Below are 18,164 nucleotides of genomic sequence, written 5' to 3' on the forward strand. Positions count from 1 at the left end.
GGCAAAGGCACGATACGGTTCGGCATTTACGCTTGCAGTCCCGAAGAATCGAGCTTTAAGGCGATATTTACCGATATGAAGATCACCGAATGCGCTTGGAAGGCACATGACGGACAGCAGCCGGATAAGGAATAATGGAGGTATCAGATATGGAAAACAAACTCTTTGACCTTGCGGCAAAACGCCGTTCGGTAAGGCGATACACAAATGAACATATCTCCGATGAAGTAATGAATGAGATCATGAAGGTGGCACTCGCTGCTCCCTGTTCCTTCGGTCACAGACCTGTAGAGTTCGTAATCGTGAGAGATAAAATAAGAGAGCTTGCCGAGTGCAAAAGTCTCGGCGGATCGCAGATCATCGGAGCTGATGCTGTTATCGTTGTTATGGTGAAGCTCGACAGAGGCGAGTTCTGGATTGAGGACGGTGCTATCGCTTCTTCCTACATTTTGCTTGCTGCCGAGCAGTATGACCTCGGTGCTTGCTGGGTGCATATCCGCAACAGGACGGGAAAATGCAAGTCCTCTGATGAAGAAATCCGCAAACTGCTCGGTGTGCCGGACGGTTATGCTGTCCTGAACCTGATCGCACTCGGCGGCAAGGGCGAAATTAAGCGTGGCTATACTGAAAAAGACTTTGATTTTGGCAAAGTTCACTATGAAAAATATTGATAACGAAAGGACGGCTCAACTGAACCGTCCTTTTTCCGTTAATTCTATTTTCACTTTTCAATGCTGATCCGTCATCATTCCGGACGGTATAACAAGCATCGGCAGCCGAATGTTCAGTGAATGCACTTCTCTCACATCTGTCAGCATTCCGGACAGCGTGACAAGCATTGGTGAAAGCGCATTTGACGGCTGTTATGCGCTCAAATCCGTCACCATCCCGGACAGCGTAACAAGCATTGGCAAAAACGCGTTCTATGAATGCACATCGCTCACATCCGTCACCATTCCGGGCAGTGTGACAAGCATTGGTGCACGTGCCTTTGAAGACTGCTATTATCTCATCTCCGTCAACATTCCGGACAGCGTGACAACAATCTGTGATGCAGTTTTCGGGGGATGTGACAAACTGGATCCTCTAAAATCACAACTCCTGTTTTTTCACTAAAGGTATTCCCAAACCATTTTACAGAATCCGAATACTGCTAATATTGCGTGGGAAAACTTCAGAATCATAAATGCATCAGATGAGGACAGGAAGCATAACCTTCCTGCTTTCAGCTTCTTACGAAAAGGAGAATATCAGATATATGGCAACGCTCAAGAACGTATTTTTCGCATATCTGCTGGACGATACGCACTATTCCATTGGCGAAGAAATGAACGGTATTATTGACAATGAGATGAACGATGAATATCCCATAAAACAAAAATCCCCCTCACCAGGCGAGGAGCATCTCAGCTTCCTGCCTGATGAGGGGGATCATATCATTATATTCACTTTTCTACATTTCCACGCTGACCGTCACACCGGATTTGAACCGGAACTCCAGATAATCATCGTACACAGTCACTTTTTCAAGCAGCTTCTTTACGAGACTGCCGTCAAACACTAAAACCTTGCTCTTCTGCCGTTCTATAAATTTCAGCAGTTCCCGGATACGCCGCTTGCATTCGGATGCAAACATCCTCACTCACACAATAATAAAGGGCTGCAACTGCCGAAGTGTATCACTCAGGCAGCCACAGCCCTTTATTATTCACCATTCATTATTACTTGTTTTTGACCAATTCTTGAGCATAGCAATCAGCTCTGAAATAGACACATCTGTAGTTTTCTCTGTACCGTCTGAATATGTAATCACAGTATGATAGTTGAATTCATCGGAAAATTTTCCATTTCTCGGATCTTCTGTGCCGATGTATTTGGCATAATCCAGCGACAGGATGCTTTTGAATTTGTCCTCCGTGATCTCAGTGACAACGGGATCAGATGCACTGCGCTTATTAAGATATGAGATGTAGTATTTCTCTCCATCCTGATATGCTTTATATTCATAGTGTACAGCCATGACTCCGCCTGTTTGTGTCATTGTTACAGAAATGGGAGTTTGTACTTTTTCAAGTAATTCTCTTTTCATCAAGCACAAATCAAACACATCAAGTATATTGTCGTTGCAGAAATCAGCCGCCTTCCAGTTCGCAAGATGCGTGTCCGGCACGGCAAGCAGCCATTTCTGTAACAGTACGACATCAGCAACATTGAATTCGCCGTCATTGTTCACATCGCCCATCAGATAAGGCTGTATATCCGGTTCAAATCTGTAGCGGAATACGCCGTTTTCAACGATCAGTTCATATTTCTCTTTCTCATTTGCAGTAATTGTAACTTCACCGTCGCTGCGGGCAGATACAACGTAAAGTGTCAGTATGTCATCCGCATCGAAAGCACTTGCAGTTCCCATTGTCATGCTGTGCCCGGCAACGGTCTTATCTGAAGTCGCTACAGTTTTAGAATGCGTTTCCTTGCTGTAAGGATAGCTCAGACAGAACAGCGAAGAAACCTTATTGTTTTCATAGATAGTTGTAAAATACCTGTCGTTTCCTGTTTCAACATTAGGGAGCATTCCGTTCACAAAAGAATAAAAGCCGCCGTCCGTAACACAGGAATTGAGCGTATAGATTGTTTCCTCCGGATGATACACGTTCTCGCAGGTGACAGTCGTTCCATCGTTTCCTGCATCCACAATATAGCTGTAATAGCGCTTATACTGCACCTCCGCAACAATATCTTCATGCGCAACAGAATCCAATGTCGTTTCTTCCATCGTGACAATGTATCTGCCGCTTTCCTCCGGCGTGAATACATATCCGTATTTCACATCCTGCACTGCAAACTTATTCTCAGAACAAACGATAAATGCCGGATTACTGAAAGAACTGTGTGCCATAAAGTACACAGAGTCACCCTGCATCCTGAAATGATCCGGATACTCCTTAACGAGGGCAAAGTAATCGTCAGCCATTTTCGGATAAGTATACTCCTCCGCCGATACGGGCAGCGGAACAGAAAATGCCAGAGCCAGAGCCGAAAAAACAGCACTTATACGTTTTTTCATGGTATTACCTCCTTTTCTTAGTGGGGATACATTGTCGGTCATTCAGTTTTACAGTAAACGGCATATTGCTGCTTATCTTCATTATAGCATGGTATATATAGAAATGCAAGGGTTAAACGAAAAAAGGCTGCTGATACCGTGTGAACAATATCACGCGATATCAGCAGGCCTTATTATCACATTCACTTTTCCACGCTGACCGTCACACCGGACTTGAACCGGAACTCCAGATAGTCATCGTACACAGTCACTTTTTCAAGCAACTTCCGAACCAGTGCTTCGTCAAATACCAAGACCTTGCTCTTCTGCCTTTCTATAAATTTCAGCAGTTCACGGATACGCTTCTTGTGTTCAGTTTTTGCGTTGTCGTCCATTGCTGTCTGTGCCTGAAGTTCACGCAGGCGAAGAATTTCCTCGGTGATGTCATCATAGTTCTCACGGCGCTCTGTTCTGTCGATCAGCTCCTGCTGCAGCTTTGCCATTTTCGCTGCCAGTGCTGCGGCACTTTCCGGGTGTACCTCGTTGATTGCTGTTTCAAGGTTTTCTTTCAGCCTTGTCAGGTAATCATCGCTGTTCCCCACGATCTCATTGAGCGCATCAAGGAATGCTTCTATCAGCGTCTCCTCATTGACCGTTCTTGCATGGCACTGATCCTTCTGCTTCAGCCTGGTCAGGCACCGCCACACGACTGACTTCTTGCCGCGGTTGTTCCAGTGGATCCTGCGATACTCCTCGCCGCATTCAGCGCAGAATACGATTTTTGAGAACGGGTGGTTTGCGCTGAAATTCTTTCGTCTGCCGAAGCAAGCGTTCTGTTCGCTGCGCCGTGCCATCTCCTCCTGCACCATCAGGAATGTCTCTTTCGATATAATAGCTTCGTGGTCGTCCTCAACATAGTATTGCGGCACGATGCCGGAGTTCTTTACCCGCTTTTTGCTGAGGCAGTCCACGGTATAGGTCTTTTGCAGGAGCGCATCACCCATGTACTTCTCATTTCCGAGAATCAGGCGTATGCTGTTATCATGCCATTTTGTGCTTCCGCGAGCATTCGGAATACCGTCACGCTGCAGTCCCTGAGCGATCTTTTTGCAGCTTGCGCCCTCAAGATACTCCCGGAAGATACGCTTGACGATTTCCGCCTGTTCCGGATTGATGATCAGGTGTCCTTCATCGTCCTTGTCGTAGCCGAGAAAGCGGCGGGCATTGACCATCACTTTCCCCTGCTGGAAGCGGTACTGCACACCGATCTTGACGTTCTGGCTGAGTGATTCCGATTCCTGCTGTGCCAGCGATGCCATAATGGTCAGGAGGACTTCTCCCTTCGAGTCCATCGTATTTATGGACTCCTTCTCGAAGAATACCGGAATGTTCATCTCCTTGAGCATTCGGATATAGTTCAGGCAGTCAACGGTATTTCGTGCAAATCGGCTGATTGACTTCGTAAAGATCATGTCGATCAAGCCCTTCTTGCAGTCCTCGATCATGGCATTGAACTGCTCTCTGCCTTTGGTCGAGGTCGCGCTGATACCGTCATCGGCATACACCCTGACAAGCTCCCATTCCGGATTCTTATTGATAAATTCAGTATAATGCTCTATCTGTGTTTCGTAGCTGGTAGCCTGTTCCTCGTTGTCGGTGGAGACACGGCAATAGGCTGCAACACGCAGCTTCTTGACTTCCTGCTTCGCCGCATTATTGCCCTTCTGCGGTTTGGCAGGTATTTTTATAACATTCATTTCCTCACCCCGATCAAACTGTAGATGTATTCGGCTTGCTTTATCGGATCGTCAAAATGCATCTCCGGCTCTGAAATCTCAAACTCCGTATAGACCGGCGGCAGTTGCAGACGCTTCTTGCCGCCGTGCTTTTCAGCTCTGCGGATCAGTTCAGCATTTGCCTTTGTGAATGTCTGCCTGCTGACGATCGCTGGATAGAAGTCATCGCCGATATAGCAGATATTCCGGATGACACGCTTCACCATGCTGTGGACCATAGGCTTTCCGGCTTTTTCTGCGGCTTCTCGCAGGCTCATGCCCGAAATATACCCGCTAAAAATCGCTCTGATCGCACTGGCTTCGGATTCATCGATTTTTGCTATTCCATCAATTATTCTGTACCCGAGCATAACTCCTCCTTCAGTGTCAGTCCGCATTTCAATCGAAATCCGATGCTTGTGCGGGAATAGACGATAATACTGTCCACATATTCCGTGAAAGCTTCATCGCTGAATTCTGTCTGTGTTTCGAGTGATTCTATGAAATGCAGCAGCTTTTCCGTTTCCTTGATGCTTCCGTTCACAGCGGTCTTTTCCTGATTTTTCAGTGCAGCGCGGTATTCCTCGTTCTGCTGTTCGATACGTCTCAGCTCCTGCGTATACATTACGCTGTCAAGGAATCCGCCGACACGTAGTTTTCTGAGCTCCTGCTTTCTGTCCGTATTCTTCTGCAGTGCTGCCTTGATATCCATTATACTCAGAAGATTATTGTCTGCATCGGAAAGCTTCAATGATTCCAGATACGGAGACAGGATAAACTGATAGCCGAAGATCAGCTTGTTCAGCATGGTCACGAATGCCGCTTTGACCGCCGCATCCTTTATGAACTTCATAGAACAGGAAGCCTTATCATACAGATGTGTCGTACAAGCCCACGCAATTCCAGTGGTCTGCGTCTGCCTCTTGAACTTACCGCCGCATTCACCGCAGATGATTTTGCCGGAAAATGGATACTTATTCTGATACTTCCCGACATCCGCTTCAATATTATGCTCTTCAGCATGCTTTTGCAGGACAAGCTGTACCTTGTCAAACATCTCTCTGCTGATGATCGGCTCATGATGCTCCTCCGCATAGTAGCTGTCAACTTCACCGTGATTGTTGTGCCGTCGAAAGCTGCTGTCCGTATAGGTTTTCATAAACGCGGCAGCGCCGTAGTATTTTTCATTCACAAGTATTCCTTTGATCGTTGAGCCCGACCATTTTCCGCCCTTGCGAGTGGGAATTTTCTTTTTCTCCAGCATCTGCGCGATCTTGTATGTTCCCATACCGTTCAGTGCCGATGAAAAGATCAGGCGGATTACTTCAGCTTCAGTTGGTTCGATGACATAATTGCCGTTGGCATCTTTTGTATAGCCATACGGCGGATAACCGAATTTGAAGGTTCCTGCTTCGATTCTCTGCTGTATCGACCATTTCACGTTCTTGGAGATTGACTCCGATTCATCCTGCGCCATGCTGCTGAGCATTGACAGGATCAGCTCACTATCCATCGAGCCGGTGTCAATGTTTTCCTTTTCAAAGTAGATCGGGATATTGCAGGATAACAGTTCCCGCACCAGCGAAAGACAGTCAGCGGTATTACGGGAAAAACGGCTGATCGATTTTGTCAGCACATAATCGATGCTCCCGGTACGGCAGGCATACAGAAGAGCCTGCAGGCCGTCACGGGAATCTGCCTTTGTTCCGCTGATACCGAAATCATAGAATACGCCTGCAAATTCCCAGTCGGAATGCCGTTTGATCCATGTTTCATAATGTGCTTTCTGGGCTTCAAGGCTCTCCTTCTGGTCAGCGTTCTCAGTACTGACACGGCAGTAAGCGGCCACACGCAGTTTCTTTCCGGCAACAGGTTCCTGTGCATCGATTTTTCTTATGATCATGGCATTACCTCCTTTTGTCAGTACACTATATTAACTCTGGTTTGACGATTTTTCAAGCGTTTTCGGCAATAGATCCACAAAAAGGGGAGAGAAAGACTGCCTGTTTAACTGCGTCAATTTGTCATACTCGTCAAAGGAAATAAGTCCGGATTTATAGAGTTGTTCAGCGATTTTCTGTGCTCTGTGATAGTTCACTTCGTCAATGATTTTCTGCTGTTCCATAGCATACCTCCTGAAAAGCTAATGTGACATTTCTGTCAAAAATTTGAAACCTATGTGAAAATTAGCACTCTCCCCTTGACAGTGCTAATTCAGGGTGCTATAATATAATCAGAACAAAGGAACAGAGAAGCACCAAAGGATCCGGGTGCTGAACTCTCCGTCCCCTTGCTCGAAGCAATGGAAACAATGTGACGAGTAAAAAGGAGGACTGACCTATGTTGTATCCTAGCATTTTCGGTGAAAACTTATTCGATGATTTCTTCAGATTCCCTGACTTCGGCAGAGACGTGGAGAAGAAGCTGTACGGCAAACACGCTGCACAGGTTATGAAGACGGATGTCCATGAGCATGACGACCACTATGAGATCGTTATCGATTTGCCGGGCTTCAAGAAAGACCAGATCAATCTTGAGCTTCAGAACGGTTATCTGACTGTCAGTGCCGCAAAGGGTCTTGACAAGGACGAAAAGACTGAGAAGGGCAAGCTGATCCGTCAGGAGCGTTACGCCGGTGCAATGCAGAGAAGCTTCTATATCGGTGATACTGTTACCGAAGCCGATGTGAAGGCAAAGTTTGAGGACGGTGTTCTAAACATCTGCGTTCCGAAGGCAGAGCCTAAGAAACTGGAGAATCACAAGTATATTGCAATTGAGGGATAATACCTCGCTAAGATATGATTCCGAAATAATGCTCCCCGGAGCTGTTCGTTTTGAGCAGTTCCGGGGAGTTTTTGTGCCTGATGGCTATGTTGGCATAGCACATTGACTTTTTCCAGGATCGGATGTATAATGAAAACGAAGTCGGAATTGGTCCGCCTTTCAAAACGAAAGTTATGGAGGAATTGATTAGAACAAGGTAATAGAAGTATGAAAACAGTTTTATTAATAGCTTTTATCGGACACGTTTTATGCGGTATTTGTGATTGCCTATTAAGTTATTCTCCTAATGGGCGGTTAGATCTGAAAGGAGCGTTGAAGTCTCCCGAGAAGATGAGAGAAGTATTCAAAGACTATCCTGTCAGATGGTCACTGCTTTCCATTATGTTGGGCGTATATGCTATTACAGCATTTGGCTTTGGCTATTTAGCACTGAGCAGATGGATGGAGCAATACTCAGATACGGCATCTGCTGTTATGTATATTTCAGCCGTTGTATTTCTGATTTCTATAGTTGTACACCATATTATATGTGGTTTGGTCGAATGGTTATATGTGAGACTTGGAAGAACAGATCAAGCAAGAGCAGCAGCATTGGAATTTCAGAAAAAGACAATAGCAACTATGGTAGTTGGATATCTGGGGTTAGCGGCATTTGTTTTCACTCTGTTCATTATGGTTATAACGGGAAAAACATCACTCCCGCAGTGGGCATGCGTACTAAACACATTACCTCTTATGATAATTTTGCTGCCTACTAAACTTCCCGCAAAAGGAAATATAGCGGGTGCGTTAATGTTTCTTGGTTTGTTTATAATAATATAAGGACCTGATAAAAGGAAGGATCATAATTATAACAGACGTCAAAGATGGATTCTGTATTGCAGGAGGTATAGAGATGTGGTTTTGGTTTGCATTGGGTTCAGCGATTTTTGCTGCACTGACATCGATATTGGCAAAAGTTGGAATTAAAGGTGTTGAGTCCAATCTTGCCACTGCCATCCGTACAATGGTCGTTGTTGTCATGGCTTGGGGAATGGTATTTATTACGAATCAGCAAGCGGGAATAAAAGATATCAGCCGGAAAAGCTGGATTTTCCTTATCTTGTCTGGTTTGGCTACTGGTGCTTCATGGCTTTGCTATTACAAGGCTTTACAAATGGGAGAAGCTTCAAAAGTCGTTCCGGTTGATAAACTGTCCGTAGTCATTACGCTTGTACTGGCATTCATATTTTTACATGAAGATTTCACAGTAAAGTCAGTGATAGGGTGCATCCTGATCGGGGCGGGAACATTGCTGATGGTTTTGTAAATCGTATTTCGATTTACCACACTATGTACCGGGCAGAGAACTACCTCTGCCCTATTGTTTTACTCCTTCATAAGCGTGCCCTTGTAGGTGTCCGTGCCGATCTTGATGGTAGCGGTCACGGTGGTATCGGGCTTATCGGGTGCAGGCGTTGAAGTTGGCTCTGCCTTACCCCAGCCGTTCAGTCCCTTGCTTTTGATAGTAGTCGGGAAATCCTTATAGCAGATATCCATATCCACATTGCCGTTGATGCCGGCAACCTTGCCCTTCTCGGAATGCTGCCAGATGCCGTATGCGCCGCTGTAGTTGGTCTTATCCACCCAGTGCGCCAGCCAGATCGTATACCACGACTTGATATCATCAGCAGTATGCGTGGTGAGAGAGGATGCAGAGCCGTACAGCCCGACAAAATAGCCGGCGCTCTCAACCTTTTTGAGGAACGCACGCATAATAGCCGAGACCTGTTCCTTGCCGTGATCGAACTGCTTCTTTTCTTCGAGGTCGAAGTACACAGGCATCTCGAACTGTTTACCTTTGATGACCGAGAGGAACACATCTGCTTCCAGTTCTGCCTCCTCCGGAGTCATGGCATAGGAGTACCAGTACGCACCGATCGGGATGCCAGACGCCTTTGCACCGGAGTAATTCTGCTCAAACTTCTCGTCCTTCTGCGATGCCAGTCTGCCGTATCCTGCACGCAGAATTGCAAAATCAATGCCGTCTGCCTTGACCTTACCCCAGTCGATATTTCCGTTGTGAACGCTCACATCAATACCCTTCATATCCTCACCCCCGAAATACTTGTAGAAATCATCGGTCACAGTGCTGTTACCATGCACCTCGTCGCCGTACCACTTGCCGTTGGGACGCACATCAACGTGTGTGTACTGATAGGCGGCTGTGATGTTTGCGATACCGCTGAAACCGAGATCCTGCGCCTTGCAGCAGACCACCTTAGATGAAATCGGCTGTCCGTCCTGCCCGTAGCAGCAGATGTCAGCGGCATTGCCAAGTGTATGCTGTCCGGTTCCGCTGCCCTTCACTGCCTTATCATGAGCGGAACATCTGAAGCCGGAAGTCACAATGATCTTGGAGCAGTTCAGGGCGGCATACAGCTGTTCCAGCTTCTGCACCAGTTCATCAGACACACTGAACTCGTGCTCTTTTCCGCACTTACAGCGGAACTCTTTTGCATTGAAATGCGGGGAAAGCTGTGTGGTATCATTGAATTCATATTTCTGGATCATAATTCTTTCCTTTCCGCGAAAAATCGCTTGTTTTAGCTTGACTAAAACGGTATACTAATGCTATAATAAGAAAAATGAGTCTCTTTTCAGAATTGTGTTGCTGTGATAAATCAGAATGCGAGGTGATTGCTGTGTCCTATTATGATGAAGACTTTAAGTTGGCTGAAGTCATATCCTTCCTGAAAAACAGAGACTATTCCTCCTTCGACTTCCGCTGCGAATACACCGCCAATGATGCCTTGATTTCTATAAAAGACACAGACGCGCTCCTTACCATCTGCAATGTTCCGGACAATATGATTCCGGAGCAAACAGTCATACAGGTGATAGATGTGCTGGAGCATCTGGATGAATGCATCGAACAGGCGTCTGACTGGCTCACATCCCATGAATTTGAACTCGGATTGCAGCACATCAAAAATGACTGGAAACCCGGGGAAGCATGGGTCAGAAGGGTCAAATCGTTTTGCGAAGAAAAAGAAAGCATACGTGACAGAATGAAAAAAAGATATACAGTATCCGAGATCTGTTTCAGATGGGATGATGACTTCTGGCCGCCTTCTGTTATTAATGAATACTGGCGGGGTCCTGAACCTCCAAAGGGTGCCGATGTTTTTTTCATAGATTTCTGCCACAGAGACTGTGATTCGGGCTTCCGCTTCATGTTCCTTTGCGAGGATCGGAGACTGTATAAGTTCATAATCCATATCCTATGATTGACCACAGGAACACTTTTCTTAAAATGGCGAAAAATAAAACACGGAGGAGCATGAACAATGCCAAGAAATACTGCAAGCCCGAAAACCGAAACTGCAAAGAAAACAACACGCAAGAAAAAAGCCGCTGTTGAAGCAGTCGTTGAAACTGCTCCGGTCATCGCAGAGCCGATTGCTGAGACTGTCACTGAAGTCCCTGTCGCTGAAACACCTGAAAAGAAAACACGCAAGCCCAGAGCGAAGAAGGCTGACAAAAAGTCGGAGCCCGTTCTTATCACCACGCTTCAGCTTGGGGATGCGGAGTTTGACATCAGCGATATCGCAGCTAAGGCATATAAGGCATACAAGTCCACACATAAGCGTAAGGCTGTAACCGAATTCCGTGTTTATGTCAAGCCGGAAGAGGGAGTGGCATACTTCACTGTCAACGGTGAAGGTTCGCCTGATTTCAAGATCAATCTATAATACACCATCTCCTTTGTAATGCAGTCGAGTGATCGGCTGCATTACTTTTTTCCGTCCTCCATATCATCGATCATTTCCTGAATCTCGTCATCAATATGCGATGCTCGCTTCTGAAGCACCTCGATAGCCTTTTTGATTGCAGGCGGATACGGGATTCCCATGAGCGAAGTGTTCTCGATAATGGAAAGCAGCTCATTGACACAGAAGCCGATGCAGGTCGCATCACGAATATATGTGGTACCGATCATGATATCCATGCGGACAGCCACAACCACCATGAGCAGAATGCAGAACTTCTTTGCAAGACCGACCCAGCCCGCCTTGGAACTGAGTCTGCCTGTCTTGCTATGCTTGCTTCTGCCCATAGATGCGGTGATCAGTCCGGTTGTGAAGTCGATTGCCATGAAAATGAGAAGTGTTGCCAATGCTGAATCCCACCCTCCGAGCAGTGCCGCAAAAAAGCCGCCGATGACCCCGGCGGCAGTACAGATATTTTCTTTCATTCAATCATCCTTTCAAATTGTCATATCCACTACCTTCACAGCGCGGATCATCGGACTGGTATTGTCGGTGATTGCCTTCCAAGCAAGATAGTACTCTCCGGCACTGATACCATTACATTCATGAAGTACATTGATATAGTTGCCCACAGTGCCGAGCCAGCCGAACGGCACAGAAACTGCCTGATTATTCTGGATAGCCTCATAGATATATCTTGCGGTATTCGCCGGAGAAAGTGTATCATTGTTTTTCGGCACAAGCCACATCTCACCGATATCCGTAGCCCCCGACTTATAGCTCATCATGATCTTGTTGGAAGAACTGATGTGAACAGGTTCCACACACATCGTATAAATAGTCTGCCCCCAGTTGAAGTCAGGCTGATTGTAGTAGATCGCATAACCATTTTCCTCACAGCAGAAATGCTGATACGATTCTGTGAAGCCGGAGAGACTGCGGTAGCCGTCATTGTAGAAGGTGTAGATTTTCTCACCGTAATCATGAAGTGTGTCAATAGAAGCCCTGAACAGCGTCACATCCGGCTTTGTCTGCGGGATTTGAAGCACCTTCGGTACGAGGGTATTCAGCTTTTCGGTCTCCGATGCCTGCACGCCCATAGTCACAAGATTTCGGGCAAGCTGATCCCTCTGCTCATCGAGAGCCGTCAGATAATTTCCGATACTCATGCTGTCACCTCCACAATATTGGACAGTGCCTCCTCCACTCCGGAGAGTGCGGCTTCAACGGCTTCAAGGCGGGTGTAAATATCCGTGATAGATGTTTTCGCTCCCTGCATATCATAGAGGATCTCCGTCTTGAAGCGCTCGAAAACGCCCTCGTTCACACCAACACGCTCATTCAGGTTCATTGCTGTGGTGTATGCTTCGTTCCATCTGCTCACATGGGATTCCGTGATGGAGTTGAGCGTTGTGAGGTTATGATGCCAGTGTGCCTGTCCGATCACCGTTGCAATAGAAGCCATGTCATCGAGCATTTCCTGCGTAATGCCGTCCAGAACAGCTTTATTGGCATGGGAATGTGCCTGTGCCGAAACCTCGCTCAGTCCTGTAGAAAGCCCATGAAGTGCGCCTGCGGTAGATGCCTGAAATGCCGCCTGATCACGCATATACTGCTCCGTGATCGTATCAAGAACAGCCTTGTTGTCATGTGTATGCCGCTGTGCATTCAGTGTCAGAAGTGCCTCGTTGATTGTCTGAATGTCATACTGCGTGCTGTCCTCAAACTGCTGTAAGCCTGCGAGATCAGAGAAAAGTTCCGGTGTCAGGGCATCGAGAGTGACCTTGTTTTCATGGGTATGGGCTGTGTTGCTGAAATTGTTGACCATTTCAAACAGCGTGTGGATCTGCTCTCGCGTCCAGTCCTCAAAGGGCGGATATTCCGCAATCGCATCGATCATTGCTTCAGTGATGCGGTCAAGCACAGCTTTGTTATTATGCGTGTGCGTGCTCGGTCTGAGATTCTCCACAGCTTCAGTCAGTGTCTGAAGCTCATAGGTTGTGCTATCCTCAAACTGCTGCAAACCGGAAAGGTCAGAGAACAGTTCCGGTGTGATGCTATCGAGCGTTGCTTTGTTATCGTGTGTGTGATTCCTCCGCAACAGGTGCGATCTCACGCTCGATAATGGTCGTGACTTCGGAGGTTTTCGGGTATTCCGACATATCCGGTGTAATGCCGTCCTTGCCGTGCAGGGATACCGTTCAGCACACCAGAAATAAAGCCGGTGATATTATTCCATAGATTGACGAAAAAGGTCTTGATCGCATTCCAGACATCGATCCAGAACTGCTTGACAGTTTCAAGGTCAGTTCCGAAAATATTGCACAGTACATTGAGGTAGTTTTTCAGCGTATCCTTCAGGAAGTTCCAGACCGCTACAAAAATACCCTTTATACCGTTCCATACCTTATCCCAGTCTCCCGTGAAGATGCCGATAAAAATGTCCAATACATTCAGAATGGTGTCTGTCACGAACTTGAAGATATTAGCAATCTGCTGGAACACGCCCTCAAACACAGGTGCAAGGAATTTACATAATCCGTCCCATACCGCCTTGATGACCTCGCCAATGTTTTTGAAGTCGAAGCCGAGTGCGTTGATACGGTCAACAATGCCCTGACAGAAGCCGGAAAAATACTCTTGATCTGCTCCCAGATCGCAGTGATCTTATTCCGGAAGTCCTCATTGGTTTTCCACAGATGCACAAAAGCCGCCACCAGAGCGGCAATGACCGCAATGACAGCGACTACAGGTGCGGAGATACCGCCGATAGCTCCGCTGAATGCTGCAAACGCAGATTTCGCACCTGCGATGATAGTCGGGAGATTTGAAATAAGCTGCATCAGCTTGCCGACACCGATCATGGTTTTACCGATCACCACAAGAAGAGGTCCCAGTGCCGCCGCTACCAATGCGACCTTGACAATGGTTTCCTTGACAGCCGGATCCATTGCATTGAGCTTATCCACAAACGCCTGAATTTTGCTGACGATTGCCCGGATAGCGGGCATGAGGATGTCTCCGAAAGAGATAGCAAGCTCCTGTAACTGCGATTTCAGTATTGTGATCTGACCTGCAAGGTTGTCCTGCATGGTTTCCGCCATGCCCTTTGCAGAGCCCTCACAGCCGTAGATTGCATCGGTCAGCTTGTTGTAGTCTTCCTCACTTGCGTTGATGATCGCAAGCATACCGGACATATTCTGTTTGCCGAAAATAGCAGCGGCCGCCTGCATCTGCTCTGCCTGTGCAAGTCCCTCAGTAGTCGTGGACAGCTCTGCGACAATGTCATCGAAATCACGGGCATTGCCCTCTGCATCCGTCAGTTCCACATTGACCTTGCCCATTTTCTCACGGAGTATTCCCATGATGTCACCGAGTGACCGCATATTACCATCGGCATCGGTCATGAGCGTATTAGCCCCCATGATCTCTTTGGAGACACCTTCCTGTTCTTTGGCAAGCGTCTCCTGCGCCCGTGCGAGTTTGAGCTGCGCCTTTTCGTAGTTATTGCTTGCAAGCTGTGCCTGTGAGCTGCCCTCACCGTACTTGCTGATCGCATCATTCAGCTTGATCTGTGCGCTGTCAAGAGAAATGGTCGCATCCTCGACAGCCTGTTCTGCCTTTTCGACCTTGGTAAAGTCGATTTTCTGAATGGTCTCGGTGCTGATAAAGCCGAGCTGCTGCATTGCTGCCGCTTGCTGTTTGGTCGGTTTCGTGAGATTGACCAGAGCATTTTTCAGAGAGTTACCAGCCTGACTGCCCTTGATACCGCTGTTAGCCATCAGACCGAGTGCAATGGACAAGTCCTCCGCAGATGCACCCATCGCACCGGCAACAGGCGCAACATACTTGAAACTCTCGCCCATGAGAGCCACATTGGTATTGGCATTACTCGATGCCGCTGCAAGGATGTCTGCGAAATGTGCGGAGTCTCCGGCTGTCATGCCAAGTGCCGTCAGCGCATCAGTGACGATATCCGATGTGGTCGCCAAATCCTCACCGGATGCCGCCGCAAGGTTCATGATTCCCTCGACACCGTTCAGCATATCCTCGGTTTTCCAGCCTGCCATTGCCATATAGTTCATGGCGTCAGCGGCTTCCGATGCGGAGAATTTTGTCTGAGAACCCATCTCACGGGCTTTTGCACGCAGGGCATCAAAATCCTCGCCGGTCGCACCGGATACAGCAGCGACCTTGCTCATGGACGCATCGAAATCCGCTGTCGTTTTCACAGCAGCAGTTCCAACTCCAAGAATCGGCACAGTGACATATTTCGTCAGATTCGTACCGACGGTTGCGATCTTGTCACCGGCTTTTTCGAGAGAGGCACCTGCTTCACCGAGCTTTACCAGTGCTGTGTGCGACTTTTCTGCTTCGGTTTGCAGGTTCTGAAGCTCCTGTTCCGTCTCAACGATCTCACGCTGGAGGGAATCATACTGTTCAGGGCTGATTGGATTTCCGAACTCGTCAGATACATCCTTTGCCTGCTGTTTCAGACCGGACAGTTCATCTGTCGTTTCCTTGATTTCCCTTTGCAGTGCATCGTATTTCTCCTGCGAGATCTCACCATTGGCAAGCTGTTCATCCGCGGTTTTTGCCTGTTCCTTGAGGTCTTTCAGCTTGGCTTCGGTCTCGGTGATCTTCTGCTTGATTGGGTCATATTTCGCTTTCCACGAGTCGTAGTTGTCCTTGGTTTTTGCAGCCTGTTCGCTTGCATTTTTCAGTGCATCCAGTCGTGTCTTGGTATCCTGCACTGCCTGACCGAGCAGCTTTTGTTTCTGGGCAAGCAGTTCTGTATTGGTCGGGTCGAGTTTCAGCAGCTTTTCGACATCTTTGAGCTGCGTCTGCGTGTTTTTAATGTTCTTATCGACACTTTGCAGTGCTTTGGAAAGTTTCGTGGTATCGCCGTTGATTTCAACGGTAATGCCCTTGATTCTGCCTGCCATACGGTATCACCCCCAGTCAAACAGAATAGAAAATGTGTCTTTGATACTCCTATGCCGCAGTTTTCTCGGCTCGAAATGAATCATAGTGTAAAACAGATGCATCACAGCACCTGCGCCGAAGGTGGATATGACAGTGCCGATGCCAACAGTACCGCCAAGCATCCAGCCGATCAGTGTAACCACTGACCACCGCAATATCTCCACAATGCCTATCGGTATTTTCGGCACCCTTTTTCCGATTGCAATCAGCAATCCGTCCTTCGGACCGCAGCCGCATTCAGCAGACATATACACATACATCCCCAGAGCGATAAACAGGAATCCGAACAACATGAAAACGATGCCGAGCCACAGGCTGTGGTTTTCGGGATACGGGGATATGTCGATAAAAAACTGTGTGAGCCGTCCGGTTATCATTGCATCAAACAGCGTTGCAAAGCCGATACGCTCCCGCAGGATAAGCTGTATCACAATCGCACAAACACCGATCAGCACCATAGCACTGCCATAGTCAAGCGGAGTACGCTTTGCAATACCCATGCCGAGGCAGTCCCACGGTGCGAGACCAATGTTTGCGACTATCGTCAGATGCACACCGAAGGAGTATACGGCTAGCCCGGACAGGATCCGCAGCCAGCCGGAAAGGATGTGCTTTTTAGAAGGCATCGAAGTTTTCCTGCGTTGCCTTGATCGGGTAATCATAATCGTCATTATCCTTTTCAATGAACATTTCGTTGACCATCCCGATGGTGAGCAGATCAAGGTCGGATAAACTCAGCCCGATCTGCACACATCGGAGAAGGAACAGCGGCGTTGTCATCTCGCGGTCAACTGGGCGAGATTTTTTTTTGACTCTGCCTGTGTCTCCAGATTCACACCCCAGAGTTCAAAGAGCTGCGGCAGCACTTCGTAGATGGAGAAGGTGTTGAACTGCTCCAGCCACTCGTCGGGGCTGTCAGGAACGCCCTCCGGATCGGCGTGCTTTGCCATCGTCCAGGCGATATTCTCGAACACCTCAAGGCTCTCGATACCGAGACCGGAATTCTCCTCATCGCTCTCGTCAACAGAATCCTTCAGCGCAGAAAAATCCTTGAAGATATCCTTGCGGAACTTTGCACGGTAAAGGCGAGGCAGTGTTGCACTCGCCTTGAAAGGAACCTCGATGCCGTCAACAGTAATTGTTTTTCTGATAGCCATATTCTTTCTCCTTTATCAGTCTGTTGTTGCTGCGGCTGTGCTGCCGCCCTTTGTGGTACTTGCGGAACGTGTATTGGTGCTGTTGTTGGTGGTTGCTGCAGTCGGGATATAGACTGCGCTGTACCAGTTGTTGTAGGTGGTCTCATCTGTGCTCTCACAGGTCTTGGACTTCACCAGACCGGAAGGCAGTGCGGAAGCCTTCAGCGACAGTGTCTCTGTCTTGACCTCCTTGCTCTCCTCAGTGGTCTGACCCTCAGTTGCAGGACGGGATGCAGAGCAGCAGTACAGCACGTGGCGGATGTGATTCTTGTCTCCATCAAACTCAAAGAGCAGTGCGAACTGAGAAGTCTCCGCATCGTTGCGCTCAACCAGAACGCCCTTGCTGTCGAGCTGTTCACCGAGGATATCGGTTGCGAAATCGGTGGTGATGAGAGCAATTTCGAGGTCACCCTCATAGCCTGCGTTATTGTTGATGACGTAGTAAACGGTGTTGTCGGCGTAGAAATTGTCATTCTCACCGTTTGCGTCAATGCTCAGGGAAACTGCACCGGGCAGACGCACAGGCGTTGCAAATGTCGGCACACCCTCGTCAGACCAAGCCGTGATCTTTGCCCAGTGAACCTTGTTCAGACCGAACTTGACCTTGTTTTTCTTCAGAGCCATA

The 18,164-nt window shown here is 47.8% G+C and carries 22 protein-coding genes and 1 pseudogene; 9 read left to right on the forward strand and 14 right to left on the reverse strand.

The window, feature by feature from the left end; translation table 11 throughout:
* The 4 genes and pseudogenes from BT127_RS17235 to BT127_RS16330 all read left to right on the forward strand — a co-directional run.
* Window positions 1–135, forward strand: a pseudogene (locus BT127_RS17235) (TIGR04076 family protein); the annotation flags it as partial.
* Window positions 136–149: 14 nt separating this feature from the next.
* Complete coding sequence (locus BT127_RS12095) at window positions 150–671, forward strand: nitroreductase family protein (protein WP_075425325.1); 522 nt, start codon at window positions 150–152, stop codon at window positions 669–671.
* Between the two features lie 76 nt (window positions 672–747).
* On the forward strand, window positions 748–1,116 hold the full coding sequence (locus BT127_RS12100; protein WP_318257244.1) for a leucine-rich repeat domain-containing protein: 369 nt from the start codon (window positions 748–750) through the stop codon (window positions 1,114–1,116).
* 142 nt (window positions 1,117–1,258) lie between these two features.
* Window positions 1,259–1,564, forward strand: a complete 306-nt coding sequence (locus BT127_RS16330; protein WP_139275524.1) for a hypothetical protein — start codon at window positions 1,259–1,261, stop codon at window positions 1,562–1,564.
* 144 nt (window positions 1,565–1,708) lie between these two features.
* Here BT127_RS16330 and BT127_RS17240 read toward each other — a convergent pair whose 3' ends face one another.
* From BT127_RS17240 to BT127_RS12130, 5 genes are all read right to left on the reverse strand, one after another.
* Entirely contained in the window at window positions 1,709–3,067 is a 1,359-nt protein-coding gene (locus tag BT127_RS17240) for a dockerin type I repeat-containing protein (protein ID WP_075425256.1), read from the reverse strand.
* Window positions 3,068–3,249: 182 nt separating this feature from the next.
* Complete coding sequence (locus tag BT127_RS12115; protein ID WP_075425257.1) at window positions 3,250–4,803, reverse strand: recombinase family protein; 1,554 nt, start codon at window positions 4,801–4,803, stop codon at window positions 3,250–3,252.
* Window positions 4,800–5,192, reverse strand: coding sequence for a recombinase family protein (locus BT127_RS12120; protein ID WP_075425258.1), 393 nt, complete (start codon window positions 5,190–5,192; stop codon window positions 4,800–4,802). The genes BT127_RS12115 and BT127_RS12120 overlap by 4 nt, the downstream gene beginning before the upstream one ends.
* A complete protein-coding gene (locus BT127_RS12125; RefSeq protein WP_075425259.1) occupies window positions 5,174–6,724 on the reverse strand; it encodes a recombinase family protein in 1,551 nt (516 codons plus the stop codon). Before BT127_RS12125 ends, BT127_RS12120 begins: the two co-directional genes overlap by 19 nt.
* Window positions 6,725–6,754: 30 nt before the next feature.
* Window positions 6,755–6,946: an SHOCT domain-containing protein gene (locus BT127_RS12130; RefSeq protein WP_075425260.1), complete on the reverse strand. Its 192-nt coding sequence runs from the start codon at window positions 6,944–6,946 to the stop codon at window positions 6,755–6,757.
* 215 nt (window positions 6,947–7,161) lie between these two features.
* Here BT127_RS12130 and BT127_RS12135 point away from each other — a divergent pair, with 215 nt between their 5' ends.
* From BT127_RS12135 to BT127_RS12145, 3 genes are all read left to right on the forward strand, one after another.
* On the forward strand, window positions 7,162–7,605 hold the full coding sequence (locus tag BT127_RS12135; protein ID WP_024859423.1) for an Hsp20/alpha crystallin family protein: 444 nt from the start codon (window positions 7,162–7,164) through the stop codon (window positions 7,603–7,605).
* A gap of 207 nt (window positions 7,606–7,812) precedes the next feature.
* The gene (locus BT127_RS12140; RefSeq protein WP_075425261.1) at window positions 7,813–8,427 is read left to right on the forward strand and encodes a DUF6796 family protein; all 615 of its coding nucleotides are present in this window, start codon (window positions 7,813–7,815) and stop codon (window positions 8,425–8,427) included.
* 73 nt (window positions 8,428–8,500) lie between these two features.
* A complete protein-coding gene (locus BT127_RS12145; RefSeq protein WP_075425262.1) occupies window positions 8,501–8,914 on the forward strand; it encodes an EamA family transporter in 414 nt (137 codons plus the stop codon).
* 59 nt (window positions 8,915–8,973) lie between these two features.
* Here the strand turns inward: BT127_RS12145 and BT127_RS12150 are convergent, their stop codons facing one another.
* Window positions 8,974–10,158, reverse strand: a complete 1,185-nt coding sequence (locus tag BT127_RS12150) for a GH25 family lysozyme (RefSeq protein ID WP_075425263.1) — start codon at window positions 10,156–10,158, stop codon at window positions 8,974–8,976.
* Window positions 10,159–10,289: 131 nt separating this feature from the next.
* Between BT127_RS12150 and BT127_RS12155 the strand changes: the two genes are divergently transcribed.
* Window positions 10,290–10,874, forward strand: coding sequence for a hypothetical protein (locus tag BT127_RS12155; RefSeq protein ID WP_139275526.1), 585 nt, complete (start codon window positions 10,290–10,292; stop codon window positions 10,872–10,874).
* A gap of 60 nt (window positions 10,875–10,934) precedes the next feature.
* Entirely contained in the window at window positions 10,935–11,339 is a 405-nt protein-coding gene (locus BT127_RS12160) for a DUF6465 family protein (RefSeq protein ID WP_075425265.1), read from the forward strand.
* Between the two features lie 41 nt (window positions 11,340–11,380).
* On the opposite strand, the gene BT127_RS12165 is transcribed toward BT127_RS12160, so the two are convergent.
* The 8 genes from BT127_RS12165 to BT127_RS12200 all read right to left on the reverse strand — a co-directional run bounded on the left by BT127_RS12165 (window position 11,381) and on the right by BT127_RS12200 (window position 18,163).
* Window positions 11,381–11,842 (reverse strand): phage holin family protein, encoded by a 462-nt coding sequence (locus BT127_RS12165; protein WP_075425266.1) that lies wholly within the window; start codon window positions 11,840–11,842, stop codon window positions 11,381–11,383.
* Between the two features lie 12 nt (window positions 11,843–11,854).
* Complete coding sequence (locus BT127_RS12170; protein WP_075425267.1) at window positions 11,855–12,526, reverse strand: hypothetical protein; 672 nt, start codon at window positions 12,524–12,526, stop codon at window positions 11,855–11,857.
* Complete coding sequence (locus BT127_RS12175) at window positions 12,523–13,458, reverse strand: hypothetical protein (protein WP_175541966.1); 936 nt, start codon at window positions 13,456–13,458, stop codon at window positions 12,523–12,525. Before BT127_RS12175 ends, BT127_RS12170 begins: the two co-directional genes overlap by 4 nt.
* A gap of 11 nt (window positions 13,459–13,469) precedes the next feature.
* The gene (locus BT127_RS17245) at window positions 13,470–13,862 is read right to left on the reverse strand and encodes a phage tail protein (protein WP_318257237.1); all 393 of its coding nucleotides are present in this window, start codon (window positions 13,860–13,862) and stop codon (window positions 13,470–13,472) included.
* Window positions 13,826–16,303, reverse strand: coding sequence for a phage tail tape measure protein (locus BT127_RS12185; protein ID WP_075425269.1), 2,478 nt, complete (start codon window positions 16,301–16,303; stop codon window positions 13,826–13,828). Before BT127_RS12185 ends, BT127_RS17245 begins: the two co-directional genes overlap by 37 nt.
* A 6-nt stretch (window positions 16,304–16,309) precedes the next feature.
* Window positions 16,310–16,969, reverse strand: coding sequence for a YczE/YyaS/YitT family protein (locus BT127_RS12190; protein ID WP_082335034.1), 660 nt, complete (start codon window positions 16,967–16,969; stop codon window positions 16,310–16,312).
* Between the two features lie 150 nt (window positions 16,970–17,119).
* Window positions 17,120–17,500, reverse strand: a complete 381-nt coding sequence (locus tag BT127_RS12195; RefSeq protein WP_075424599.1) for a hypothetical protein — start codon at window positions 17,498–17,500, stop codon at window positions 17,120–17,122.
* Between the two features lie 15 nt (window positions 17,501–17,515).
* Window positions 17,516–18,163, reverse strand: a complete 648-nt coding sequence (locus BT127_RS12200; protein ID WP_075425271.1) for a major tail protein — start codon at window positions 18,161–18,163, stop codon at window positions 17,516–17,518.
* Window position 18,164: the final 1 nt, after the last annotated feature.

Origin of the sequence: Ruminococcus sp. XPD3002, from assembly GCA_900119535.1 — a bacterium.
Classification (GTDB): Bacteria; Bacillota; Clostridia; order Oscillospirales; family Ruminococcaceae; genus Ruminococcus; species Ruminococcus flavefaciens_H.